This is a genomic window from Arthrobacter sp. (assembly GCF_031179385.1).
Classification (GTDB): domain Bacteria; phylum Actinomycetota; class Actinomycetes; order Actinomycetales; family Micrococcaceae; genus Arthrobacter_D.
Genome location: NZ_JAPSHV010000023.1, coordinates 1 through 23,770, shown reverse-complemented (window position 1 = coordinate 23,770; position 23,770 = coordinate 1). Strand labels below are relative to the sequence as shown.

Genomic DNA, 23,770 nt, shown 5'->3' with positions numbered 1-23,770 from the left:
ATCGTTCCCCTCCAGGGCTTTCGGTACTGTGGTTCGGTGCGCGGCAGAGGTCTGGACTATGAAGAGGCGGTCCTGGACATCGTCAAGCTCATTCCCTCCGGGAAAGTTCTGACGTATGGCGACATAGCGGAGGTCCTCGAAACTGGCGGACCGCGTCAGGTGGGAGCAGTCATGTCCCGGGGCCCCGTCGACGTGCCGTGGTGGCGGGTTCTGAGCGCCGACGGCAGGCCGCCCCAGAGACTGGAGACCGCCGCCGTCGAGCACTATCTAAGAGAATCCACCGCTTTGCGGAAGGTTGCAGGCAGGGGGAGCAGGTCCGGAGCCGGGTACCGCGTGAACCTGGCCGTGGCCCGCTGGAATCCGACTCCTGACGAAGAGGACGCGTTGCAGCGCGTGCGCGCGTCTCTGGAATGCGTTCCCGGGCGCGGAGATCGCTCGTTCGGATTGTCGGAGGCGGATGATGGTGTGGAGCCATGAGTAGTAGTTCCTTTCGGGACACGGCACCCACGCCGTCCATAGTCAGTCTGAGGTCGCCTTCGGGTGCGGCTCAGCTCTTACAGCGGCCCCGCCTCGACCCGGAACAACGGGAAGTGTTGGGTCTCGGGGCAGGGGTAGGTCCGGTACTGGTTCTCGGCGGTCCGGGCACAGGCAAGACCGAAGTCCTGATCGAGACAGCGGTCAGCAGAATTACGGATGGTGAGGTGGATCCGGGCCGGGTCCTGATTCTGGCCCCCACCCGGCTGGCAGCAGCACGCCTTCGTGATGACGTGACGGCACGGCTGCACCGCAGCATCAGTGCGCCTCCCGCCCGGACCTGGTCGTCCTATGCCTTCGACCTCATCCGCCGGGCCCGTGTGGCAGGCCTTCTGCCTGAGCTGACACGCTCCCCGCGGCTTTTATCGGGCGCGGAACAGGACCTCATCATCAAGGAGCTCCTCGAGGGACACCGCAGGCTTGGATTGCTCGATGCCCTCTGGCCGGAGGGACTACGTCAGGCACTGGGGACGAGGGGATTCCGTCAGGAGGTGAGGCAACTCTTTGACAGGGTCAGTGAGTACAGCCTGCATGCGGATGAACTGGCAGAGCTTGGGCGCAGGTTTGATCGCCCCGACTGGGTGTCCGCAGCCGCGCTGTACAGCGAGTACCGGGATGTCCTGGACCTCAGAATGCCGGAAGCGTTCGATCCCGCGGGAATCCTCACGGCAGCCCGCGGCATCCTCGAAACAAACCCGGACTTCTTGAGCGAAGAACGGGACAAGTACACGCTGATCCTGATTGATGATTATCAGGAGTCGAACACGGCAGTGCACGCGTTGTGCGGAGTGCTGGCAGAAGGAAAGGATTGCCTGATCTCGGCATGCCCGGACACCGCAGTGCAGGGATTCCGCGGCGCACGCCCCGAACTGGCAGCACGTCTCCCAGAGATTCTGGGGCAGGTGCACACTGTCCAACTGACCGGTTCGCACCGACTAGCGGGTGCGCTCGCCGAGAGATGGGCCGCCATCGCCGCAAGGACACCGGTGAGCGGGACACCGGTGGGATACCGACGGCTGACCGTGCCGGAAATGGGCCCTGACGCCCAGTCCCAGTCCTCCGGGCATGGCGTCGTGTCAGTGCATGTGGTCGATTCCGGATATCACGAGCAGCGCTACGTCGCACAGCGGATCCTGGAAGCCCATGTCGAGCAGGGCAGAAGCTTTGACGAGATCGCCGTCATCACAAGAACCGGCGCACAGGTGTCCGAACTGCAACGGTATCTCGCGGGCCAGGACATACCGGTGAGTGTTCCACCGGCTGAACGGGCCATCCGCGATGAACCCGCTGTGCGCCCGTTACTGGAAATCCTCAGCGTGGTCACGGGCGCTCAGGAACTGGACGCCGAGTTGGCCGTTTCGATCATGACCTCGCGGATCGGCGGCGTCGGTGCCCTGGAGATCCGTAGGCTGCGCCAGCTGCTGAGGCAGGAGGAACGATTGACCGGGGGAGAGCGGGACTCCGATCAACTGATCGTCGATCTACTGGCTCAACCGCACATTGACGACCCCCGACCGCAGTTCCGGCCCGCCCGTCGGCTGCACTCGATGGTGAGTGCGGGCCGTGAGGCGTTGCAGGACGAGGCGAGCACGCCCGAAACGGTCCTGTGGTCCGTGTGGTCGGCATCCGGGCTCTCTTCGCGGTGGGAAGAGGCGGCATTGCGGCACGGACCCGCGGCGGCGCGAGCCGACAGGGACCTGGATGCCGTCGTCGCGCTCTTTCAGACCGCTGAACGCTACGTGGACCAGGTACCCGGGGCCCCTGCATCCGGTTTCCTGGAATACCTGCTGAGCCAGGAACTCCCCATGGACACTCTTGCCGCCCGTGCACAGAAGGGTGCAGCTGTGGCAATCATGACCCCAGCCGCAGCAGCGGGACGCCAGTGGCCGGTAGTCATCCTCGCCGGAGTGCAGGAAGGTGTATGGCCGAACCTGAGGATCAGGGGTGAGTTGCTCGGATCGGGGGACCTTGTCGCCCTGCTTGAGCATGGCCGCGAGTTTCGACACCATCGCGACCCGCTTTCACTCATGCAGTTCACCAGAGCGGACGAACTGCGAAGTTTCTCTTCGGCGGTGAGCCGTGCAGCCGAGGAGCTGATCTGTGTAGCCGTTTCCTCGGAAGATCAGCAGCCCTCGTCATTCCTCGAGATTCTCGACCCCCTGCCGTTCGGGATCTACGAACGCCCGCGCACCGAGGTGAAGCGGCCTCTCACCCTTCGGGCGCTGGTTGCCGAACTCCGCAGGTACACCCAGCAGCCTGACCGTGACCCCGACGCTGCCGCTGAAGCAGTGCATCATCTGGGGATGATGATGTTGCACCGTCCCCTTGTCCCGGGCGCAGATCCCGCGCAGTGGTGGGGGTTGGCCGGTCTCTCATCAACCGATCCTGTGGTGCCTCCCGAAGCGGTCATTCCCGTCTCCCCCTCGAAGGTGGAGGCAGTACTCGCCTCGCCGCTGAACTGGTTCGTCTCGGCTGCCGGCGGCGAGCGGCCCACCGACTTCGCCCGTTCTCTCGGAACGCTCGTCCATTCGATTGCCCAGGACATGCCGGATGCCACCGGTAATCAGTATGCTGCGGAACTGGTCCGCCGATGGCCGGCTCTCGGCATGAAGGACACCTGGGAGTCGAAAAGCGACCTGCGGCGTGCCGAGCACATGGTGAGGAAACTTGGAGCCTACCTGGTGGAGATGCGGAAGGCGGACCGTTCCCTGCTACGTGCAGAGGTGGACTTCAGCGTCGATCTAACCGTCCTCGTCAACGGTTCGGAACGTCAGGCCAGGCTCCGCGGTTCTGTAGATCGCCTTGAACTGACACATGACGGACATGTCTTCATCGTGGATCTTAAGACAGGCAAGTCAGCCCCGCCAGATTCCGAGGTCTCCTCCCACCCGCAATTGGCGGCGTACCAGGTCGCTGCGCTGGCCGGGGCTTTCGGTGAGTCGGACCGCCCGTCACATGATCAGCCCGAGGGATCGCGGTCCGTCGGGGGAGCCGCCCTGGTGCATCTCGGCACGAGCGCGAAGGCACCCAAGGTCCAGGACCAGCCAGCTCTGCACCCTGACGATCCCTGGGCACACGAGATGATTGAGCAGGCGGCGGGACTGATGTCAGCTGCCGAGTTCGAGGCAGTCCATGATCCTAAACGTTCGGCTTACGGCGGCGGTGCATGCCGTCTCCCGGAGATATGTCCGCTCTGCGTCGAAGGAAGGCAGGTAACCGAATGAGCACCGATACGGCTCATACGGCAGCGGTGCCGCCCAAGCCGGAACAGCACCTCTCTGCGGAATCACTGGCTCGCTTGCTTGCGGGCGGTAATGATGCCGACGTTCACTACCCCACGCCGGAACAAACGCGCATCATCGAGGCGCCGCTGCAGCCGCAGCTGGTCATCGCTGGAGCAGGCTCAGGAAAGACCAAGACCATGGCCGACCGCGTCGTGTGGCTGGTGGCCAATGGATTGGTGCGGCCGGAGCAGATCCTTGGGGTCACGTTCACCCGGAAAGCGGCCGGGGAATTGGCCGCACGCATTCGCCAGCAACTTCACGCCTTGTATCGGGCGCAAGGGGAGGGCGTATTCGAATCCGGAGAAGACCGGCTGGAACCTACCATCTCCACCTATCACTCCTATGCCAACGGCATCGTTCAGGACTACGGCCTGCGCATAGGAGTGGAACGCGACGCCGTCATGCTTGGCACGGCACAGTCCTGGCAGCTGGCGGGCAGGATCGTCGAGTCCCACCGCGGTCCGTGGGAACACCTTTCCGCAGCAAAGGCTACGCTGACAAACGCAGTCCTGACCATGGCGTCGGAATGTGCGGAGCACCTCGTGGAACCTGCTGCCGTGCGGGCATCGTTGTTGGAACACATCGAATCAATGACTACCCGCCCTTATGAGGCAAACAAACCGAAAGCCTCCACCCAGCGCGCAAAAGACCTCCTGGACAAATTGCGAACGCGAGTTACCGTCACTGAGCTCGTGGAGCGGTATACCCAAGCCAAACAACATGCAGGGCAGCTCGACTACGGCGACCTCGTTTCACTGGCAGCACGTATTGTCAGCGAAGTTCCGCAGGCCGTCGAGATCGAGCGACAGAAGTACTCGGTCGTCCTCCTTGACGAGTTTCAGGACACCTCGCACGCTCAGATGGTCCTTTTCTCCAGGTTATTCGGTGACGGCAGGTCTGTGACGGCAGTGGGCGACCCGCACCAGTCCATTTACGGTTTCCGGGGCGCTTCAGCAGGGCAACTGGGTACCTTCAGATCGCGCTTCCCGCTGCATACGGACAGAGGGCGGAAGCCGGCGCCCATGGTTAACCTCTCGGTGGCATGGCGGAACTCCACGAGCATCCTGGGAGCGGCGAACGCCGTGGCGGCTCCGCTCAACGTTCCGCCTCCTTGGGTTGGTCCGCAGCAGCAGCTTCAGGTGCCCGGGCTGTTGCCCCGGCCCAACGCACCAACCGGAGAGGTCTACCTCGCACGCTATCTCAGCGAGAGCGCCGCCCAGGAGGCCGACCCCTCCGACCCCGATAGCCCGTTCGCCAACGAGGCTGCTGCGCTGACGCGATTCATCCAGGCAAAACGCCGCCAGTTTTTCGACATGGATGAGGACGGGCGGCCGCTGCGGCCGACTATCGCCGTCCTCTGCCGTGGCCGCCGCCAATTCGAACCGCTTCGCCGAGCGCTTCAATCGGCCGGTATACCCGTACAGATCATCGGCCTCGGCGGACTCCTTCGCACACCGGAGGTCATCGAAATTCTCTCGGTTCTCCGGGTCCTCGGCGACCCCGAACGATCCGACGCAATGTTGCGCCTTCTCGCCGGAGCACGCTGGCGTCTGGGCAGCGCGGATCTGATGGCGCTGGGCGACTGGGCCCGTCAGCTCGCCTATGATCGCGACGCCCGTATCCACCGCCTCAAATCCGCCAGCGAGGCGCCGGAGGAGGGCACTTCGGTCAAAGGTCAGGCAGGAGGAGCATCCGAGAGCGAAAGTCACAGCGAGTCTGTTCCGACGCCGACAGAGGACTCGGAGCCGGCCAGCCTTGTGGACGCCGTCGATCATCTTCCGCCAGCTGGATGGGTCTCGGGCAGCGGCCGCACTCTCTCACCTGCAGCAAGAGAACGACTCATGCTGCTTCGGGACGAACTCCGCGGGCTCCGTCAGTCAGTCGGAGACGATCTGCATACCCTGATCGGCGAGATAGAACAGACACTCCTGCTCGACATCGAACTCGCAGCGAAACCGGGCGTGAGCGTCCACGAGGCACGACGAAACCTGGACGCCTTCGCTGACGCCGTCAGCAGTTTTGTTTCGACCTCGGATCGTATCGACCTGCCCGCCTTTCTCGCCTGGCTGGAGGCGGCCGACGCGGAAGAAGACGGACTGCCGGTAACGGCCCTGGAGACCAGCAGGGAAGCGGTTCAACTCCTCACGGTTCACGCGTCCAAAGGTTTGGAATGGGACGTTGTACTGGTGCCGGGCATGAACGAGGGATCCTTTCCCAGCGGTACAGGCTCGCGCTGGAGCTCAGGGGACTCATCTGTTCCGTGGCCGCTGCGCGGTGATGCTCCCGAACTGCCGCAGTGGGACTGGGACCAGCCCGACCAGAAGTCATGGCTCGAGAGCGAGAAGCTCTTTGCCGAAGACGCCCTCACCCACAGCGAACGGGAGGAAAGGCGGCTTGCTTACGTGGCCCTCACCAGGGCACGCCATGTCCTGTTCTGTTCCGCCTCGGCATGGGGAGGCGGAAGATCCAAGCCGACGGCCCCCAGCCGTTATCTTGAACAGTTGCGGGAGCTCGCGGCTGCCGGTGCACAGGGTTACCGCGAACTCGCCTGGATCGAAGATTCCTCGGTCGGTGACGAGAACCCGGCGCGCGCCCACAGCGACCGGGCGGTATGGCCCATCGATCCGCTGCGCGAGCGCCGCGACACCGTGGAACAGGCAGCAGCGGCTGTCCGTGCAGCGGCGCATGACCTAGGGTCCGCGGACCACGAGGCACCCACCCGCGGACAACCTTCTCTCGGACGATGGGGTAACGAAGTCCGGAAAGCCCTCGCCCGCCAGCAGAGTAGGGCTGTCCTGGCGCCGGTCGAGCTTCCCACCCATATCTCTGCCTCGCTGATGGTTGAACTAACGGAAGACAGCGCGGCTGTGGCCAGGCGATTGCGACGGCCGGTGCCACGTCGTCCCGGCTCGGCTGCCCGGCGCGGCACTGCCTTCCACGCGTGGATCGAGGAGTTCTACGGCACAACGGGAATGCTCGACCTGGGGGAGTTCCCCGGGGCCGCCGACTCCTTCGTGGAAGAGGGCTTACAACTGGAGGTGCTCACGGACACGTTCAGGAAGTCGCCGTGGGCGGATCGCGTCCCCTATGGCATCGAAGTGCCGGTGGAAACCCGCGTCGAGTCTGTTGTGGTGCGCGGTCGGGTGGACGCGGTCTTCAGGGACGACGACGGCGGCTGGGACCTTATCGACTGGAAGACAGGGCGACCTCCCGCAGCGGGAAGCAGGGAGGCGAAGTCAATTCAGCTGGCCGTCTACCGGCTTGCATGGGCGCGCGTGATGGATGTACCGCTGGCATCAGTGAGAGCCGCGTTCTACTACGTGGCTGAGGACCTGCTCGTACGGCCGCACGACCTCGCGGACGGCAGAGCGCTTGAAGACATCATCCGCCGCGCAACATCCGCAAGCGGGTCCGGCTAGGGTCGGGGCACCACGGGCAGGGCGGATGTTTCCAGGTTTTCCTGGTCCTGCGTCGCTGGAGATTCTGTGCCCGGTGCATGGTGCGCAGGAGGTTCGGTGTTCGAGGGGCCGGAAATCCGTGTGCTACCCGGGCGGTTATCCGCTTCGATAATGATTCGGGATGTGCCGGAGGGCGTTTCTACATCCTCGGCTGAGTCGTCTTCAGCCGCGGCGGCAACGGCCGCCTCTTCGGCCGCAAGATCAGCAGAAAGCGTGCGCATCATTTCTTCTGCCTCTTCGATCATGTCCTCATCGCCCAGGGCGAGGCCGCGCACCATCCATTGCGCCAGGGCAAACTCTGCAGCGAGTGATGCCCGCCGCAACAGGTGATCATCGGTTGCATCCGTTCGGGCGCCAAGGTAGGCCGCATGTACTTCATCGGAGAAATGCGCGTCCTGTGTCGCCGCCAACCAGGCGAAGTCATCCGCCGGGTCCCCCACCGACAGGTCGGTCCAGCCGGTGACAGCACACACCCGTCCCGCCGCGAGGAGCAGATTGTCTTCGTGGATGTCCCCGTGGATCACGGTGGGATTGAAGCGCCACAGCGAGACGTCTTCCAGCGCATGCTCCCATCGGCGTAACAGGTCTGACGGGATTCTCCCGGTTGTGGCCGCCTGGTCGAGCTCGTTGAGACGCCGCTGCCGCACTTCATTCGCTTCGTACGCGGGCAGGTCCGCTTCACTGACGAGCGTCCGCGGGAGTTCATGGATGGCGGCTATCGACCGGCCGATTTCCCTCGCCAACTCACGACCGCCCGCTGCGAGATCATCGAGGGAACGCGTAGAACCCTCAATGTGCGAGTAGACGAAGGTGCGCAGGTCGCCGATCCGCACCGTGCCCGCGACGTGGGGGACGAGGAATGGAAGCTCCGCCCTCACTCCGGGCGTGAAGGCGCGCAGTACCTGCAGCTCTGTTTCCAGCCGCATGCTCGCCTCGGCATGCCGGGGTGCACGGACGCGCCACTGTTTGCCTGAGCCATCAATCAGAAGGGCCGATTCGAAATCGGCGGGATCATCGGGCGCGCCGGAGACGCCCGTCGGGGAGAGACCCGGCACGGCCGCGCTGGCGAGGGCGGCAAGTTCCATTGGCGAGCGTTTCACATCATCCACCGTAAGCGCGCAAGGTCATGCGCCCGAATGTCCCGGACGGCGAGTCGCTGCTCGCCATCACTATTCCTCCAGAAAAGTGCTCCGAATGTCCTTTTGGGGGTGCGGGACCGTACCGTAGAAATATGACCCAAGCCGTCGGCATGCAGGCAGCCGGTACTGCCAGCCTCCCCCCACTCGGATCCCTGCCTCTGGCCCGCGGCACGGCTGATCGCGGCTCAACCTTCCGCACCACCCCTGACCTGTTCGACCGGCTGTGGGAGGAACCCGGAACCCGGATCCTTCATCTTGCCCAACTGCGTGCGCCCGTTCAACAGCGGAGGCTCGTGCTGAGTCCTGTGTCAGAGGTCGCTCGCCCGGAGAATCCGATTTACCTCGGCAGCACAGTTGAACCAACGCCGGACCTACCCTCCGGCACGCACATCGTCCTTGTGCAGTACGAGGAAGTTCAACCTGAGGTTTCACCGGAAGAGTCGTGGGTCACGTTGCGGGACGCCGCGGCTGAACTGACCCCTCAGGAATCGGGCCTGTTCGTTGAAGCCGTGGCCATCTCCAACTGGCACGCCACCCATACGCACTGTCCGCGCTGCGGTCAACGAACCGACCCGATCGACGGCGGTTGGGTCCGGCGATGCCCGGCCGATGAGAGCCAGCATTTTCCACGGACGGATCCGGCAATCATCGTGACGGTGACGGACGAGGAGGACCGCCTGCTCCTGGGATCTTCCGCCGCCTGGCCGGAAAATCGCTTCTCCACTCTCGCAGGGTTTGTCGAACCGGGTGAGTCTCTTGAAGCCGCCGTGATACGCGAAGTGGAGGAAGAGTCGGGCATCGTCGTGCATTCGCCGACTTATCTGGGATCGCAGCCCTGGCCGTTCCCGGCCTCCCTGATGCTAGGCTTCACCGCCAGGGCATCGCACGCTGAGCCCGTGGCCGACGGCGTCGAAATCAGGGAGGTGCGCTGGTTCACCCGGGAGGAACTGTTCGTCGGCCTTCGGGAAGAGCGCTTGTCCGTGGCCTCTGGAGCATCCATTGCACGCGCGCTCATCGAGAATTGGTACGGTGGCCCCCTCGATGAAGAACCGTCCGCCGGGAGACCGTAGTGGAGGGTTCCGTCGAAGAAAAGATCCTCGCCGGCCTCGATGACGAACAGCGCGCGGTGGCATCTCAATTGAGCGGTCCGCTCTGCGTTCTTGCCGGAGCCGGAACGGGAAAGACCCGGGCAATCACCCACCGTATTGCGTACGGTGTGCACACCGGAGTGTACAAACCCCAACAGGTCCTTGCGGTGACCTTCACTGCACGGGCAGCAGCGGAGATGCGCACACGTCTCCGCGACCTGGGAGCCCAGGGCGTACAGGCGCGCACCTTCCACGCGGCTGCCTTGCGTCAACTTCAGTATTTTTGGCCGCAGGCAGTCGGAGGAACGCTGCCTGCTCTCGTCGACCATAAGGCGCAACTGCTGGCGGAAGCTTCGCGCCGGCTGAGGCTGAGTACTGACCGCGCCACCATCCGGGACCTCGCTGCTGAAATCGAATGGGCAAAGGTATCCATGCTGACGCCGGACACCTACGTCGAGGCTGCCAGCGGCCGGGTGGAACCGGCGGGTATGGACACCACCACGGTTGCCCGTGTGTTCAGCACCTATGAGGATCTCAAAGTGGATCGCAACGTCATCGACTTTGAGGACGTACTGCTCATCACGGTGGGAATACTGCAGGAAGATGCCAAGGTGGCAGCGACCGTCCGTGCTCAGTACCGGCACTTCGTGGTGGATGAATACCAGGACGTGTCGCCGCTGCAACAGCGCCTGCTGGACTTGTGGCTGGGGGAGCGGGATGAGCTCTGTGTCGTGGGAGATGCCAGCCAGACCATCTATTCCTTCACCGGCGCCACCAGCGCCCACCTGCTGAACTTCACCGGGAGGTATCAGAAGGCCCAGGTCATCAAGCTCGTCCGGGACTATCGTTCGACGCCCCAGGTCGTGCACCTTGCCAATTCGCTGCTCGCTGCCAGAACAGCCGAAGTTGAGCGTCGGGGCGGCGCCGGCACCTGGGCTACGCCGCTACAACTGATTGCCCAACGACCTCCGGGGCCGGCGCCCAGCTTCACTGAGTGCAGCGACGATGAAGCAGAGGCCACTGATGTCGCTCGACGGATCTCGGCCCTGCTCGATGACGGTGTGCCCGCCAGCGAAATCGCAATCCTCTACCGGACCAACGGCCAGTCAGAGGCGTATGAGCAGGCCCTCGCGGCCGCAGGCATTGGATACCAGTTGCGCGGAGCGGAACGATTCTTCGCACGGCGTGAAGTACGGGAGAGCCTGCTTCAGCTTCGGGCTGCCGCGCGCGCGGCGATTGACGATGATGTGCCGCAGCTGGTGCGCGATGTCCTCGCATCCCTCGGGTACACGAGCGAAGCTCCGCAGAGCTCCGGTGCCGTCCGTGAGAAGTGGGAGTCGCTGGCCGCGCTGGTCTCACTCGCCGACGAGCTTCACGCGGCGCGCTCAGAGCAGGGCTTCACACTCCAGGACTTCGTCGTCGAACTCGACGAAAGGGCGGCTGCACAGCACGCACCCACAGTTCAGGGCGTAACCCTCGCGTCACTGCACTCAGCGAAAGGCCTCGAGTGGGACGCCGTGTTCCTCGTAGGGCTGAGCGAGGGACTGATGCCCATCTCGTTCGCCGATACGCCGGACGCCGTCGATGAGGAGCGCCGCCTCCTCTACGTCGGCATAACCCGTGCCCGCAAGCACCTTGCCCTCTCCTGGTCTACCTCCCGCACTCCGGGCGGTCGGGCATCGCGGAAGCCTTCCCGGTTCCTCGACGGCCTCCGTCCTGACTCCGGTGGTACACGATCCTTCCGACAACCTACTGCCCGGCGCGAGCGGAAGATGTCTGCGCCTGCGAACTGCCGCAGCTGCGGGAAGGTCCTCGGGACGGGAGCCGAACGCAAGATCGGCCGTTGCGGGGACTGCCCTGCGAATTACAGCGAGGAGACGTTCGAAGCGCTGCGGACCTGGCGTCTGCAGGCAGCCCGGGAAACGGACGTTCCTGCCTTCGTTGTCTTCACAGACGCCACACTGGTCGCGATCGCAGAAGCTCGTCCTGACTCGCTGGAGAAATTGGCGCAGCTTGCCGGTGTCGGCCCAACCAAGCTGGAACGTTACGGGGAGTCGGTGCTTAGTGTCCTTGCGCAGGGCAGCTGAGAGCGCACACGTGGAAGGAAACGCCGCATGACCGCGAATAATTCGCCGGCACCATACCCGGTGGAGGTGCGTCGGTCGGCCCGCCGTCGCCGGACGGTCAGCGTGGACCTGCGCGACGGCGTTGCAGTGGTTTCGATTCCGGCTTCCTTCAGCGCGCGCCAGGAAAAGCAGTGGGTGGAGAGAATGGTTGCCAAGCTTCACGCGAATTCCCAGCGGCCGGCACACTCCGAATCCGGGTTGAGCGACCGGGCCTCCGAGCTTTCAAAGCAATACCTGGTCGGAAGGGGCATGCCCACGAGCATCCGCTGGGTCACGAACCAGAACTCCCGCTGGGGATCCGCGACACCCGCTTCTGGCGCTATCCGGTTGTCCCACAAGCTGCAGGGGATGCCGGACTGGGTTATCGACTACGTGATCCTGCACGAAATGGCACACCTCATCGAGCCAACACACAACGCGACTTTCTGGAGTCTGCTCAAAAGCTACCCGCACACCGAAACCGCCAAAGCGTTCCTGCTTGGTGCAGCCTATGCAGCAGACCACGGTCTGAGCGGCCGGTAACCCGGCCGCTCGGGTCAGCGGCCGTCGTCGCTTGTGCCGCTTGAGGTATCGTCGCCGTCGTCAGCTGCAGGAGGAGCATCCTCGTCCTGGGACTTCTCATTCGCGGTTGGCTCGAAACCGCCGGCGAGGAGTTTTTCCAGGGCGGCGTCGACGTCTGCGTCCTCTGATTCGGCCAGCTGCCGCCGCTTGCTGAATCCTGCCGGATCGTCAAGGTCTTCAGGTGTGGGAAGCAGATCGGGATGCTGCCAGATGGCATCCCGCCCGGCGATTCCGCGCTCCTGGCGCAACTGTTCCCACAGGGCAGCGGCATCGCGCAGGCGCCGGGGGCGTAATTCCAGGCCCACAAGCGAGGCAAACGCGTTCTCCGCGGGGCCACCGGTGGCGCGGCGGCGGCGAACCATCTCGCGAAGCGCGACCGACGACTCAAGCTTGGCGGTGGCGGCCGCACTCAACTCATCGACCCAGCCTTCGACAAGGGCCAGAGTGGTCTCCAGACGAGCGAGAGCCGCTTCCTGGGAGGCAGTGCGCTCCGGCATGAAAACGCCCTCGGAAAGCGCGCCCTGCAGCGACTCGGGATTCGACGGATCGATGTCGCGGGCGACTTCCTCGATCTTCGACATGTCGATGTGAATGCCGCGGGCGTAACTCTCAATTGCACCCAGAAGGTGTCCCGTCAACCAGGGCACCTGGGTGAACAGCCGAACGTGCGCAGCCTCCCGCACCGCGAGGAACAGTCGGACATCGTAGTCGGAGATATCCAGGCCTTCACCGAATGCCGCAACGTTCGCCGGGAGGAGGGCCATGCTGTGTTCAGCCAGGGGTATGCCGATGTCAGTGGAACTGACGACGTCGCGCGAGAGCGCGCCGACCGCCTGCCCCAGTTGCATCCCGAACATTGCGCCGCCCATGTTCTGAAGCATCGATGCCGCACCGCCCATCATGGACTTCATTTCTTCCGGCATCTGTTCCGTGATGGCGTTGGAGAGCGCGAGCGCGATGCTGGTAGCTACCGGTTCCGTGAGCCGCCGCCAAGTGTCCATGGTGGCTTCGACCCATTCGGCGCGGGACCACGCCTTGCCCAATAGGGCTGTGGACGGGAAGTCGGTGACGGGGTCCAGCCACATCTCGGCGAGCCTGAGTGCGTCGTCCACCTCACGCTTCGCGGTGCTGCTCACTGAGGGATCCCCGCCGGTCGCGGCGGCGCGGCGGGCCTGATCGCGGGCGAGACTCCAATTCACCGGGCCTTCAGACCGTGCCGCAAACATGGCCTGAACCTGCTGCATCATCATCGCCATGGCCTGGGGGTCATTGGGCAGCCCTGCTGCCTTCGCGATTTCCTGTGGGTCGATGCCCTGCATGTTCCCGCCCATGAGACGCTCAAGCATCTCAGAGAGCGGATCCTTGGGAGTGTCGTCTTCGTTGTTCGACGGATTGGAACTCATCGATACCACCGGTCCTTGGTCGAAACTGGTTGAAGCTGGACGGAGCATGGCAAGCCGGACGGGATCCGGCGGGGGCTTCGAAGGTGCCCTACTCCAACCTGCAGCTGCGGTCGCTCAGGACCTCAAACGTTACCGGGAGCCAATGGACTTGTCCTGCACAGCGTGAATGAGTTCGCTCTAGGCAAAGCACCTACGTTTGCAGGGGCGCCTCGAGCGCAGGGTGGGCTTGTAGGCTTGGAGTGGAATGCCCTGAAATCTCGCCATCCCGGGATACTTGGCGCCCCCAAATCGAAGGTGAACCACTTGATTCAGCCCCTCGCCCAGAAAACGGACAGGCCCCGGCACGACCCCGTGAAACGGGATCCCCGCTTCACGGTGATGTCGGTTTCCGGCCTGCTTGCGGTTGGCCTTGGCGCTGCGGCAGTCCTCCTGCCGTCCCCGTACGTGGTCGAGTCTCCCGGTCCGACATTCAACACCATCGGCGCGATCAACGACGAACCGTTGATTTCCATCGACGGACAAGAGACCTACCCCACGGGCGGTGCGTTGGATCTCACGACCGTGTTCGTCGCTGGCGGGCCCGGTCAGAGCGTCAGCATCTTCGACGCGTTCCGTGCCTGGGCAGACCCATCCCAGGCCGTAACCCCTCGTGAACTGGTTTATCCCCCGGACGTTTCCGAGTCGGACGTCGAACAGCAGAACGCACAGGCAATGACCTCATCGCAGGAATCGGCGGTTGCTGCAGCCCTGGCCCACCTGGAAATCCCGTACGAGGAAACTCTTTCTGTCGTGGGATTCGCACCTGAGTCTGCCGCCGAAGGGCTTCTGCAGGAGGGAGACCAGCTCAACCGTGTCGGGAACGAGGAGATCGAAGCGTTGCAGCCGCTCAAGGATGCGCTGAATGCCTCGGGCGGCGACGACGTGAACATCACCGTCACGCGTGACGGTGAAACGGTCGTCGAAACGGTGAAGCCACGCAAGGGGGAGTCCGGCGACTATCAGCTGGGCGTCTTCCTGATGTCCGAATTCCAGTTCCCGTTCGACGTCGACATCGCCCTCGACAACGTGGGTGGCCCGTCAGCCGGCATGATGTTCGCGCTGGGAATCGTGGACAAGCTGACTGATGGGCAGTTGACGGGCGGGAAGCATTTCGCCGGCACCGGGACCATCGACTCCTCAGGCGCTGTCGGACCCATCGGCGGCATCCGGCAGAAACTGGCGGGCGCCCGGGAATCTGGAGCGGAAGTCTTTCTCGCTCCGGCGGCTAACTGCGGTGAAGTCGCCGGTCATGTTCCCGACGGCTTGAGGGTGGTCCGCGTTGAGACCCTTGAGGACGCGGTGACAGCCGTCCGCACTCTGGGTGAAGAGAACGACGGCGGTGCTGATCTTCCGTCCTGCGAGGACTGATTTAGCCGGTGAGACCCGCGATGGACACGATTGGGAAACGATTCACGGCCGGCCCCCGCCGGGCGGAACTGAATTGTGTGGCCCGTACGTGCACAGGGCAGAATAACAACAGTGGACCCATGCGCCGCTGAGCGCACACAGCACTCCGTACCCCCGAGGATGAGGTAATAGTGACATCCGGACCAGACCGGCCATTCAGCAGCAGGCCGAGCCAACCGTACTCGGCCCCAAGCAGGCGGCGTGGACCGCTGATTCCTACCCTGATCGTTCTCGGTCTGCTGGTGGTGGGATTCGTGTACTTCTCCCAGGTCTACGCCGACGTGCTCTGGTACAACCAGCTTGGATTCCTTGAGGTATTTGTCACCGAGAATCTCGCACGTATCGGTCTCTTTGTCGCCGCCTTCCTGATCATGGGCGCAAGCGTCTATCTGAGTCTGCGGATCGCATACCGATCACGGCCGATCTACGCGCCGGACAGCAGCATCCAGGACAACCTGAACCGTTACCAGGCTCAACTCGAGCCCATTCGCCGGCTGCTCATGCTCGGCATCCCTCTTGTGCTCGGCGCTTTCGCGGGCACGGCGGCCTCGTCCCAGTGGGAGCGCATGCTCCTCTTCTTTAACACCGAGGCATTTGGTGAGGAGGACCCCCAGTTCGGACTGGACATCGGGTTCTACGTTTTCACCTTGCCGTTCCTCGGATTCCTGATCGGTTTCCTTGTCAGTGTTGTGGTGATCAGCGGCATTGCAGGTGTGCTCACCCACTACCTGTACGGTGGCATCCGTCTGGAGGAAAAAGGGCTGTTCACAAGTAGGGCTGCCCGGACGCACATCGCGGTTCTCGCAGCACTATTCCTGATTCTTCAGGGCGTGAACTATTGGCTGGATCGGTACGCCACGGTTACCAGCGGCGACGGCAAGTGGGCCGGTGCCCTGTATACCGATGTCAACGCGGTCATTCCGACCAAGGCAATCCTCGCCGCCGCCGCTGTCATCGTCGCTGTGCTTTTCATCGTTTCCGCGATCATCGGGCGGTGGCGTCTGCCCATGATCGGCACGGCGATGCTGGTCATCACCGCCATTCTTGCCGGTGGTGTCTACCCGTGGGTGATACAGCGCTTCCAGGTAGTCCCCTCGGAATTCAGTCGTGAAGAGCCCTTCATTGAGCGCAACATGACCATGACACGTGCCGCCTACGGTCTCGATGAAGTGCAGGTCAATGACTATGGTGTCGAGGACGTCCCCCAGGAAGGAGCGCTCAACGAAGACGGCGAGACGACCGCCAATATCCGGCTTCTTGACCCCAACCTGGTGAGCGACGCGTTCAGTCAGCTCCAGCAGTTCCGTCAGTACTATCAGTTCCCCGAAATCCTCAACGTCGACCGCTACGAGATCGACGGTGAGATCGAGGACACCGTCATCGCGGTCCGCGAGCTCAACACGGCCGGCGTTCCCGAAGGCTGGATCAACGAACACGTCTACTACACGCATGGTTACGGCGTGGTGGCTGCTGCGGGTTCCACTGTGGAACCCGACGGTCGTCCGGAGTTCATCCAGTCCGGCATCCCTTCGACCGGTGTACTCGGCGACGAGACCACGTTCGAACCCCGCATCTACTTCGGCGAGGAATCTCCCGAATACTCAATCGTGGGTGCCCCGGATGGAGCAACACCCCTGGAAATCGACCGTCCGCAGACGGAGGAATCCGACCAAGAGGCGCGCAGCACCTTCCAGGGTGAGGGCGGCCCGCAGGTGGGGAACTTCTTCAACCGGCTCGTGTATGCCCTGAAGTTCCAATCGACGGATTTGCTCCTCTCCGACCAGGTGAACGGCGAATCGCAGATTCTCTACGACCGGGACCCTGTCGACCGTGTCGAGAAGGTGGCACCGTACCTGACGCTGGATAGCAACACCTACCCGGCCATCGTCGACGGGCGCGTCAAGTGGATCATCGACGGATACACCACCACCGCGGACTACCCGTACTCCACGCAGCAGGAACTCCAGTCAGCAACGGTTGACTCACTCACTGCGGAAGGTGTTACCGCGGCCCTACCGGCAGAACAGGTGAACTACATCCGCAACGCGGTGAAGGCAACGGTTGATGCCTATGACGGCTCGGTCAACCTGTATGCCTGGGATGACCAGGACCCCATCCTGAAGGCCTGGCAAAAGGTCTACCCGACGTCCCTGCAGCCCTTCAGCGAGATGTCGGCAGACCTCATGGCACACGTCCGGTACCCGGAAGACCTGTTCAAGGTTCAGCGTGAACTGCTTGCCCGCTACCACGTGACCGAGACCCAACCCTTCTACAGCAACAACCAGGCCTGGGCGGTCCCTGTGGACCCAACGCTGGAGGACGGCGAGCAGAACGTCAAGCAGCCTCCGTTCTACCTCTCGCTGCAGATGCCCGATCAGGATTCCGCCAGCTTCTCGCTCACCACTCCATTCATCCCGTTTGTTCCCGAAGGCCAGGAACCACGAAACATCCTTTACGGGTTCCTCGCGGCGGACGGCGACGCGGGCACCGGTGAGGACGGGGTCAAGGCGGAGAGTTATGGAACACTCCGGCTGCTTGATTCGTCCGGGCAGGATTCGGCGGTTGGCCCGGGCCAGGCAGCGAACCTCTTCAACTCCGACACCGAAGTGTCACAGCAGTTGAACCTTCTGCGCCAGGGCGCGTCCGAGGTGATCAGCGGAAACCTGCTCACCCTGCCCATCGGCGGCGGCATCGCTTACGTGCAGCCCGTATACGTCCAGTCCTCGGGAGATTCGTCCTTCCCCGTCCTGCGGCGCGTGCTGGTGAGCTTCGGCGAGCAGGTCGGTTTTGCTCCGACGCTGGATGAAGCCCTGGATCAGGTGTTCCAAGGCGACTCCGGGGCAGTAACGGGCGACAGTGAAAATGTCGGTGAAACGCCGGACGACCCGGCTGCTCCACCTGCAGGGGAAGAACCGACGGCGGAGCCTACCGAAGAGCCCACCACGCCGGCCGATCCGGGTACGGGTGATCCGGCCGCCGATCTTCGGGCTGCTCTGCAGGAAGCTAACACCGCCATCCAGGAGGGCCAGACGGCCCTCGCAGAAGGCGACTTCGCAGCCTATGGGGAAGCGCAGGAGCGGCTCGACCAGGCCCTGCAGCGGGCTTTGGACGCTGAAACGCGCCTCTCGGAGGCTTCTGGAGGAGCCACCGAATAGGGTGAATCAGCCCGATTTGGGATCCGAGCCCGCGGCGGGTAGAGTAGTAATCACGCCGCGGGGTGGAGCAGTTCGGTAGCTCGCTGGGCTCATAACCCAGAGGTCGCAAGTTCAAATCTTGCCCCCGCAACAAGTAGATGAAGGTCCTGGAAGTTCGGCTTCCAGGACCTTCTCTGTTTCCTCAGCCGGTTTCGCCCGTCGGCAGCGCCGCTCACCTACACTATGTCCATGATCGATCAGGGACCGGTGGGTGGTGATGAAGAACGGGGAGAAACCGCGCTGCAACGCGTCGACCGTAACTGGCTTGAACTATTGCAGGAACTCCGCGTGCTTCAGACCGGTATCCAGATCCTCACGGGATTCCTCCTGACGCTGCCCTTCCAGTCCCGTTTCAGCGATCTTGATGCGTTCCAAGTGACCGTGTATCTGGTCCTGGTGGTGCTCTCCGCCCTCATCACGGCGCTGCTGCTGAGCACCGTGATCATGCACCGGACGTTCTTCCGGTTGAGGATCAAGGAAACGCTTGTGCGCAACGCAGACCGGATTCTGCGCATGACCATGCTCCTGGTAGCGCTGGTCCTGGTGGGGACCACCGGTCTCATCTTCGATATCGTGTTGAACCGGACGGCGGGAACCATTACTGCGGGCGGTCTGTTCGTGCTCATTCTCGCTCTCTGGGTGGTCGTTCCAGAGATGCTCAAGCGGCGGTCGGTGAGAGCTGCTAACCCTGACGCAGCTCCTGGTATGCGGTGAGCGCCCTGTTGCGTGAGTCTTTGAGATCGAGCAGCGGCGCGGGGTATCCCGGCGGCGCGTCCTTCCACGGTTCGTGGACATGGGCTGCGGAGCGCAGCTCCGGCACCCACCGCCGGAGGTAGTCGCCGGCGGCGTCGAACTTCCTGCTCTGAGTTACTGGATTGAAGATGCGGAAATAGGGGGCGGCGTCTGCTCCCGAGCCGGCCACCCACTGCCAGTTCGCGGCATTATTCGCCGGATCTGCGTCAACGAGGGTGTCCCAGAACCACTGTTCGCCCACTCTCCAGTCCACCATCATGTTCTTCACAAGAAATGATCCGACGGCCATGCGAACCCGGTTATGCATCCAGCCGGTGTGCCACAGTTGACGCATCCCGGCGTCAATCAGGGGATAACCCGTGCGGCCATAACGCCAGGCGTTCAGTTCCTCCGGGTCCGGTTGCTGCCACGGAAAGGCGTTGAATTCCGTTCTGTAGTTGTCGGTGGCGAGGTGCGGGTGATGATAGAGCAGCTGCCAGCAGAACTCACGCCAACCGATCTCCTGGATGAAGACGGCAAGGTCATTTGCTGCCGATGGTGCTGATCCGGCGCGAGCGGCATGCCAGACCTGAAAGGGGCTGATCTCGCCGAACCGGAGGTGAGGAGACAGACGGCTCGTGCCCTCCACATTGGGCAGTTGCCGGGCCTGTGCGTAACCGTCAACAGTGTCACTGAGGAAATTCGCAAGCAGATCCTGTGCGGTCTTCTCACCCGGCGTCCATGTCTCACGGAGACCCCCTGCCCAGTCAGGAGTGCGGGGGAGCAGTTGCCAGCTGTCGAGCTCAGCAGAAGGGAGTGAAGGACCCCTCAGGGCGGACGGAGCCTCGAGAGGCATGCGCGGGTCGGGCAGGCGCCGGCAAGCCCTCCAGAAGGGACTGAACACCCGGTACGGGGAGCCGCTTCCGGTAGTTACCTCCCACGGTTCGAACAAAAGGTTCGCCTGAAAGCTGCTCACCTCACATCCGCCGGCGCGCAAGGACGCTTTGAGTGACGCATCAACAGTTCGCTCGGCCTGCGCGTACCGACGATTCCAGTAGACGGCATCCGCTCCTGCCTCTTCGACAAGGCGCGGTATTGCATCCGAAGCCCGGCCCGCCCGAAGGACCAGCGGGATTCCGCGCGCTTCGAGTCCAGCGGAGAGGGCCGTCAGGGAGTGATGGAGCCACCAACGGGAGGCGCTGCCGAGCGGTCTTATGTCCTCGCTCGCCTCATCCAGCACGTAACAGACGACGACGTCACCCTTCTCCGCTGCTGCGTGCAGGGCAGGGTTGTCGGCTAGACGGAGGTCGTCGCGAAGCCATACTACGGTCAGAGCCATACTGGTCAATCTACCGGCGGGCTACAGGCGTCGTTTATGCCGGCCCTAGCCTTATGCGCTTTCGATAGGGCAGGAGGCCTGAATACAAGACGGCGGCTCCGCCAGGAACCGCCGTCTCGCGTTCAGGAACTGCCGTCAGTATTTGGGAACTTCCTCACCCTGCTCGATGGCGGACTGGCCGGCGCCTGCGCTGCCAGACTTCAGAGCGGCGAGCCGGGCCTCGATCTCGCTCTGCTCACCGAGGTCCTCCAGGCTTTCGAACTGCGCGTCAAGACTCGAGTTGGCAAGTTCAGCCTGCCCGAGGACGCGTGCTTCCTCGCGACGGATCTTCTCTTCGAATCGGCCGACTTCACTGGTGGGATCCATGAAGTCGATGCTCTTCATGGCGTCATGAACCTGCGCCTGAGCTGCTGCCGTGCGGGAGCGGGCAATGAGCTCATCACGCTTGCTGGTCAGCTCGTTGAGCTTCCCCTTCATCTGGTTAAGCCCGCCCTTGAGCTTCTCCACGATCTCAGTCTGAGACGCGATGGTCGGCTCGGCGCCCTTGGCCTCGTTCTCGGCGGTAATCTGGCGCTGGATCGCGACCTTGGCCAGATTGTCGAACTTCTCAGCGTCCGCCGTGTCACCGGACGCCCGGTACTCGTCGGCCTTCTTGGATGCTGCCAGGGCCTTGTTGCCCCAGGTGCGGGCGTTCTCCCGGTCCTCGTTGTAATCCTCCTGCAGCATCCGCAGGTTGCCGATGGTCTGCGCAACCGCACTTTCGGCCTCCGCGATGCTGTTGGAGTAATCGCGCACCATCTGGTCGAGCATCTTCTGCGGATCTTCCGCCTGATCAAGCAGCGCGTTGATGTTGGCCTTTGCCAGTGTTGCCATACGTCCGAATATTGATTGCTTTACCATGGGATACCTTTCGATCTGCCTGACTATTTACTGCCTGGTTGAGGTCGCTCTCCTAGAAATCTCCGAAGCCGCCTCCGAAGTCACCGAAACCGCCGCCGCCGGCATCGAACCCGCCGAAACCGCCTCCACCGAACATGCCGCCGTCCCCGCCGCTGAAGCCTCCGCCGTCTCCGCCGAAGAAGCCCCCACCGTGGCCGCCGCCACCGTTGAGGATGGAGCCGATCAGGATACCGCCGAGCAGGGCACCCCCCATGCCGTCACCACGGCCACCGAACATACCGCCTCCACCGAAACCACCCATCCTTCCGCCGAAGCCGTCCACATCGCTCTGCGCGATCTGGCCGGCCTGCTCCGCAAGTGACACGGCCTGCTGAGCGTGCGACAACGCGGTGACCGGATCCTGCGACTGAATGCGCACCGCGTAATCGAGGTTGCGTTCCGCTTCAGCCAGACGTGTCCTGGCTTCGCTGCCCACCCCTCCGCGTCGAGCCCGAATATAATCGGCGGTACCGGATATCCGTGATTGGGCAGCCATGATGGTGTGCTGCAGCGTCTCGCGTGCCCGGCGGGTCTGCTCCGCCTGGTCACGGACGCCCCCAACGGCAGCGTCAAGCTGTGTGTGGGCGTTCTCGACCCGCTGAAGAAGCGAGACGGGATCGATCCTGCCCGACGCAATCTCCCGCTGTACAGACTCAAGGGCGGCGGTTGCACCGGCAACTGGACCTGCAAGTTCCGGATTGGATCCAGCAGCGACCATCGCCTGTGCCTGGGCAAGGTCCTGGGCCGTCTCTGACACGGCTCTTTCCATCTCCCGCTCAGCGGTGGACAGCTCGGCGGCACGCCGGTCTATGGCTTCCAGCAGGACCTTTGTCTGGTGGACCCCTTCTTCAGTGGCTCGGACGGCTACAACTGCCGCGCTGGTGTTGCCCTCTGTCAGGTGTCTCTGGGCTGTCGAAGCAGCGTTGTCGACGAACTGCAGCCGCTCCCGTGCCTGGTCAACATTGTCCTCGATCTGCGATGTGGCTGAGCCAGCGTAACGTCCCTGAAGCTGGCGCAGCGTTCCCTCTGCCGCCGCAAGACGTGCGCTGACATCCGCAGCTGCGGCCTGTGCCTCAGCGAGGGCCTGGGGCGCATTGCGTTCCAGCTTCCGCAGGGCATCGAAATCGGCTTTGTGCTCCTGGAGGCTGGCGTTGACTGACTCACACCTGCGGATGATGTCGCCGAGCCACTTCCGCTGATCCTCTTCGGTGTCGGGGATGTGGTCGTCGAGCTGCTGCTGCAACTTGAAGGACTCGCTCATGTGAGCCCTCGCAGCGGCGATATCCTCCGCGAAGGGCTTAACGGCCTCATCACCGTATTGGGCCTGGGCGAAACCCAGCTCCTGCTCGCTGGACTTGATGGCGTCATCGGCTGCGATGAGCAGGGTTCCGGCACGGCGCCGGAGATCTTCCACGCTGAGTGACGCCAGCGGATCCAGCACCTGACCGTCCGCTCCGCGGCCCGGTCCGAACTCGATCTCTGAGGCCGACTGGGTCTGCTGCTGCAAGCCGCGGTTTTTACCCTTGGACCTCAGGTAGAAGTAACCGCCGACTCCGGCAAGTACGAGTAGCCCGCCGATGAAAAGGAATGAGCCCCCACCCCCGCCGTCGGCGGAAGTCCCGGCGGTACCAATGGCGCCGCCGTCGAGAACCTGGTCAACCCCGGTTACGGCTGCGATCGCAGCCCCTGCCCAGTCACCCCCACTCAGCTCCGGTCTGGCGAGACTCTCGTAGATAGCTGTGGATTCATTGTCGATCTCGCTTGAACTATCGGCGAGAATGCCACCTCTGCTTTCATCGACGCTGACAACGAAAATCGCGTCGTCGGCCTGAAATGAGCTCGCTTCAGCAGTTGCCGCGGCCCAGTCGCGGGGGCTGGACGGGTTGCTGAAGGAATCGATGTAGGCAACGTGCAGGGTATAGCCGTGCTCGCTCTGCAGCTGCCCGATCGCCTGCTCCACTTGTTGCTGCTCTGCGTCGGAGAGGACATCAGCCTGGTCAATCACGGTCTCAGAACTGAAGTCGACCGGGTCAACGGCAAATGCCGGAGTTGCGAGGAGTGGGCTGAGCAGAACCAGTGTTCCAACTCCCGCGGCGGAGCAGACGCGCGTGATGCTTGACTTCATTCACAACCCTTCAGCCATGTCCGCCGGGCGCTCCGGGAACGGGCGAACCGCCGTAATGCAAGGCATTAATCCCCCGGTCCGCCTGATTGCGATTCTATGGCGCGCTTCTGGGGCAGTCCACCGAGAGCGCTATGCCCCGAGCGAAACTGCATACGGTGCGACAGATCGGCCTATGCGGGAGAATGAAAGTGAAGGCTCCATTCGGCTGGTTCACAGCGCTCGTACAGGAAACATCAGCTTTTAATACAGCCTGATTTGCCATAGTTCAGGAAGCACCAGTGAAAGGACAAACGATGACCGAGAACAACGGGTCGTACGATGGACCGCTTCCACCCCGCCCGCAGAATCCCCCCAGCCACAACCCAAATATCCCGCCCACGCAACAGCATCAGGCCCACCCCC

General features: G+C 63.3%; 14 protein-coding genes and 1 tRNA gene. 10 read left to right on the top strand and 5 right to left on the bottom strand.

Translation table 11 applies throughout. The features are described from left to right. The first annotated feature begins 36 nt into the window (after positions 1 to 36). The 3 genes from RIF85_RS05665 to RIF85_RS05655 are packed head-to-tail and all read left to right on the top strand — an operon-like array spanning position 37 to position 7,237. Positions 37 to 477, top strand: coding sequence for an MGMT family protein (locus RIF85_RS05665; RefSeq protein ID WP_309070938.1), 441 nt, complete (start codon positions 37 to 39; stop codon positions 475 to 477). Beyond that, positions 474 to 3,758 carry an ATP-dependent DNA helicase gene (locus RIF85_RS05660; RefSeq protein WP_309070937.1) on the top strand — a complete coding sequence of 1,095 codons (3,285 nt, stop codon included), beginning with the start codon at positions 474 to 476 and terminating at the stop codon, positions 3,756 to 3,758. Before RIF85_RS05665 ends, RIF85_RS05660 begins: the two co-directional genes overlap by 4 nt. Further along, positions 3,755 to 7,237 carry an ATP-dependent DNA helicase gene (locus RIF85_RS05655; protein ID WP_309070936.1) on the top strand — a complete coding sequence of 1,161 codons (3,483 nt, stop codon included), beginning with the start codon at positions 3,755 to 3,757 and terminating at the stop codon, positions 7,235 to 7,237. Before RIF85_RS05660 ends, RIF85_RS05655 begins: the two co-directional genes overlap by 4 nt. On the opposite strand, the gene RIF85_RS05650 is transcribed toward RIF85_RS05655, so the two are convergent. Continuing rightward, positions 7,234 to 8,376: a macrolide 2'-phosphotransferase gene (locus tag RIF85_RS05650; RefSeq protein ID WP_309070935.1), complete on the bottom strand. Its 1,143-nt coding sequence runs from the start codon at positions 8,374 to 8,376 to the stop codon at positions 7,234 to 7,236. The two genes, RIF85_RS05655 and RIF85_RS05650, sit on opposite strands and share 4 nt — an antisense overlap. A gap of 131 nt (positions 8,377 to 8,507) precedes the next feature. Between RIF85_RS05650 and nudC the strand changes: the two genes are divergently transcribed. Genes nudC through RIF85_RS05635 form a run of 3 tightly spaced genes read left to right on the top strand, consistent with a single transcriptional unit; the run spans position 8,508 to position 12,151 of the window. Continuing rightward, the gene (gene nudC, locus RIF85_RS05645; RefSeq protein ID WP_309070934.1) at positions 8,508 to 9,485 is read left to right on the top strand and encodes an NAD(+) diphosphatase; all 978 of its coding nucleotides are present in this window, start codon (positions 8,508 to 8,510) and stop codon (positions 9,483 to 9,485) included. Beyond that, the gene (locus RIF85_RS05640; RefSeq protein WP_309070933.1) at positions 9,485 to 11,590 is read left to right on the top strand and encodes an ATP-dependent DNA helicase UvrD2; all 2,106 of its coding nucleotides are present in this window, start codon (positions 9,485 to 9,487) and stop codon (positions 11,588 to 11,590) included. The genes nudC and RIF85_RS05640 overlap by 1 nt, the downstream gene beginning before the upstream one ends. Positions 11,591 to 11,617: 27 nt before the next feature. Then, on the top strand, positions 11,618 to 12,151 hold the full coding sequence (locus RIF85_RS05635; protein ID WP_309070932.1) for a M48 family metallopeptidase: 534 nt from the start codon (positions 11,618 to 11,620) through the stop codon (positions 12,149 to 12,151). 14 nt (positions 12,152 to 12,165) lie between these two features. Here the strand turns inward: RIF85_RS05635 and RIF85_RS05630 are convergent, their stop codons facing one another. Then, positions 12,166 to 13,593 carry a zinc-dependent metalloprotease gene (locus RIF85_RS05630; protein WP_309070931.1) on the bottom strand — a complete coding sequence of 476 codons (1,428 nt, stop codon included), beginning with the start codon at positions 13,591 to 13,593 and terminating at the stop codon, positions 12,166 to 12,168. Positions 13,594 to 13,887: 294 nt separating this feature from the next. On the opposite strand from RIF85_RS05630, the gene RIF85_RS05625 reads away from it, so the two are divergent. The 4 genes from RIF85_RS05625 (at position 13,888) to RIF85_RS05610 (ending at position 18,947) form a co-directional block, all read left to right on the top strand. Further along, positions 13,888 to 15,000 carry a PDZ domain-containing protein gene (locus RIF85_RS05625; protein WP_375164368.1) on the top strand — a complete coding sequence of 371 codons (1,113 nt, stop codon included), beginning with the start codon at positions 13,888 to 13,890 and terminating at the stop codon, positions 14,998 to 15,000. 248 nt (positions 15,001 to 15,248) lie between these two features. After that, complete coding sequence (locus RIF85_RS05620) at positions 15,249 to 18,194, top strand: UPF0182 family protein (RefSeq protein WP_375164370.1); 2,946 nt, start codon at positions 15,249 to 15,251, stop codon at positions 18,192 to 18,194. Positions 18,195 to 18,250: 56 nt separating this feature from the next. Further along, positions 18,251 to 18,324, top strand: a tRNA-Met gene (locus tag RIF85_RS05615). A gap of 98 nt (positions 18,325 to 18,422) precedes the next feature. Continuing rightward, a complete protein-coding gene (locus tag RIF85_RS05610) occupies positions 18,423 to 18,947 on the top strand; it encodes a DUF6328 family protein (RefSeq protein ID WP_309070929.1) in 525 nt (174 codons plus the stop codon). On the opposite strand, the gene RIF85_RS05605 is transcribed toward RIF85_RS05610, so the two are convergent. The 3 genes from RIF85_RS05605 to RIF85_RS05595 all read right to left on the bottom strand — a co-directional run bounded on the left by RIF85_RS05605 (position 18,916) and on the right by RIF85_RS05595 (position 23,368). Continuing rightward, complete coding sequence (locus RIF85_RS05605; RefSeq protein ID WP_309070928.1) at positions 18,916 to 20,304, bottom strand: deoxyribodipyrimidine photo-lyase; 1,389 nt, start codon at positions 20,302 to 20,304, stop codon at positions 18,916 to 18,918. The genes RIF85_RS05610 and RIF85_RS05605 overlap by 32 nt on opposite strands. A gap of 135 nt (positions 20,305 to 20,439) precedes the next feature. Beyond that, positions 20,440 to 21,204, bottom strand: coding sequence for a PspA/IM30 family protein (locus RIF85_RS05600; protein WP_309070927.1), 765 nt, complete (start codon positions 21,202 to 21,204; stop codon positions 20,440 to 20,442). A gap of 52 nt (positions 21,205 to 21,256) precedes the next feature. After that, on the bottom strand, positions 21,257 to 23,368 hold the full coding sequence (locus tag RIF85_RS05595) for a TPM domain-containing protein (protein WP_309070926.1): 2,112 nt from the start codon (positions 23,366 to 23,368) through the stop codon (positions 21,257 to 21,259). Between the last annotated feature and the right edge of the window lie 402 nt (positions 23,369 to 23,770).

Bases quoted from the DNA above. Each gene is read 5' to 3' on its own strand.
- RIF85_RS05610 (WP_309070929.1), top strand. From the start codon at position 18,423: ATGATCGATCAGGGACCGGTGGGTGGTGATGAAGAACGGGGAGAAACC.
- RIF85_RS05630 (WP_309070931.1), bottom strand. From the start codon at position 13,593: ATGAGTTCCAATCCGTCGAACAACGAAGACGACACTCCCAAGGATCCG.
- RIF85_RS05605 (WP_309070928.1), bottom strand. From the start codon at position 20,304: ATGGCTCTGACCGTAGTATGGCTTCGCGACGACCTCCGTCTAGCCGAC.
- RIF85_RS05595 (WP_309070926.1), bottom strand. From the start codon at position 23,368: ATGAAGTCAAGCATCACGCGCGTCTGCTCCGCCGCGGGAGTTGGAACA.
- RIF85_RS05635 (WP_309070932.1), top strand. From the start codon at position 11,618: ATGACCGCGAATAATTCGCCGGCACCATACCCGGTGGAGGTGCGTCGG.
- RIF85_RS05600 (WP_309070927.1), bottom strand. From the start codon at position 21,204: ATGGTAAAGCAATCAATATTCGGACGTATGGCAACACTGGCAAAGGCC.
- RIF85_RS05660 (WP_309070937.1), top strand. From the start codon at position 474: ATGAGTAGTAGTTCCTTTCGGGACACGGCACCCACGCCGTCCATAGTC.
- nudC (WP_309070934.1), top strand. From the start codon at position 8,508: ATGACCCAAGCCGTCGGCATGCAGGCAGCCGGTACTGCCAGCCTCCCC.
- RIF85_RS05655 (WP_309070936.1), top strand. From the start codon at position 3,755: ATGAGCACCGATACGGCTCATACGGCAGCGGTGCCGCCCAAGCCGGAA.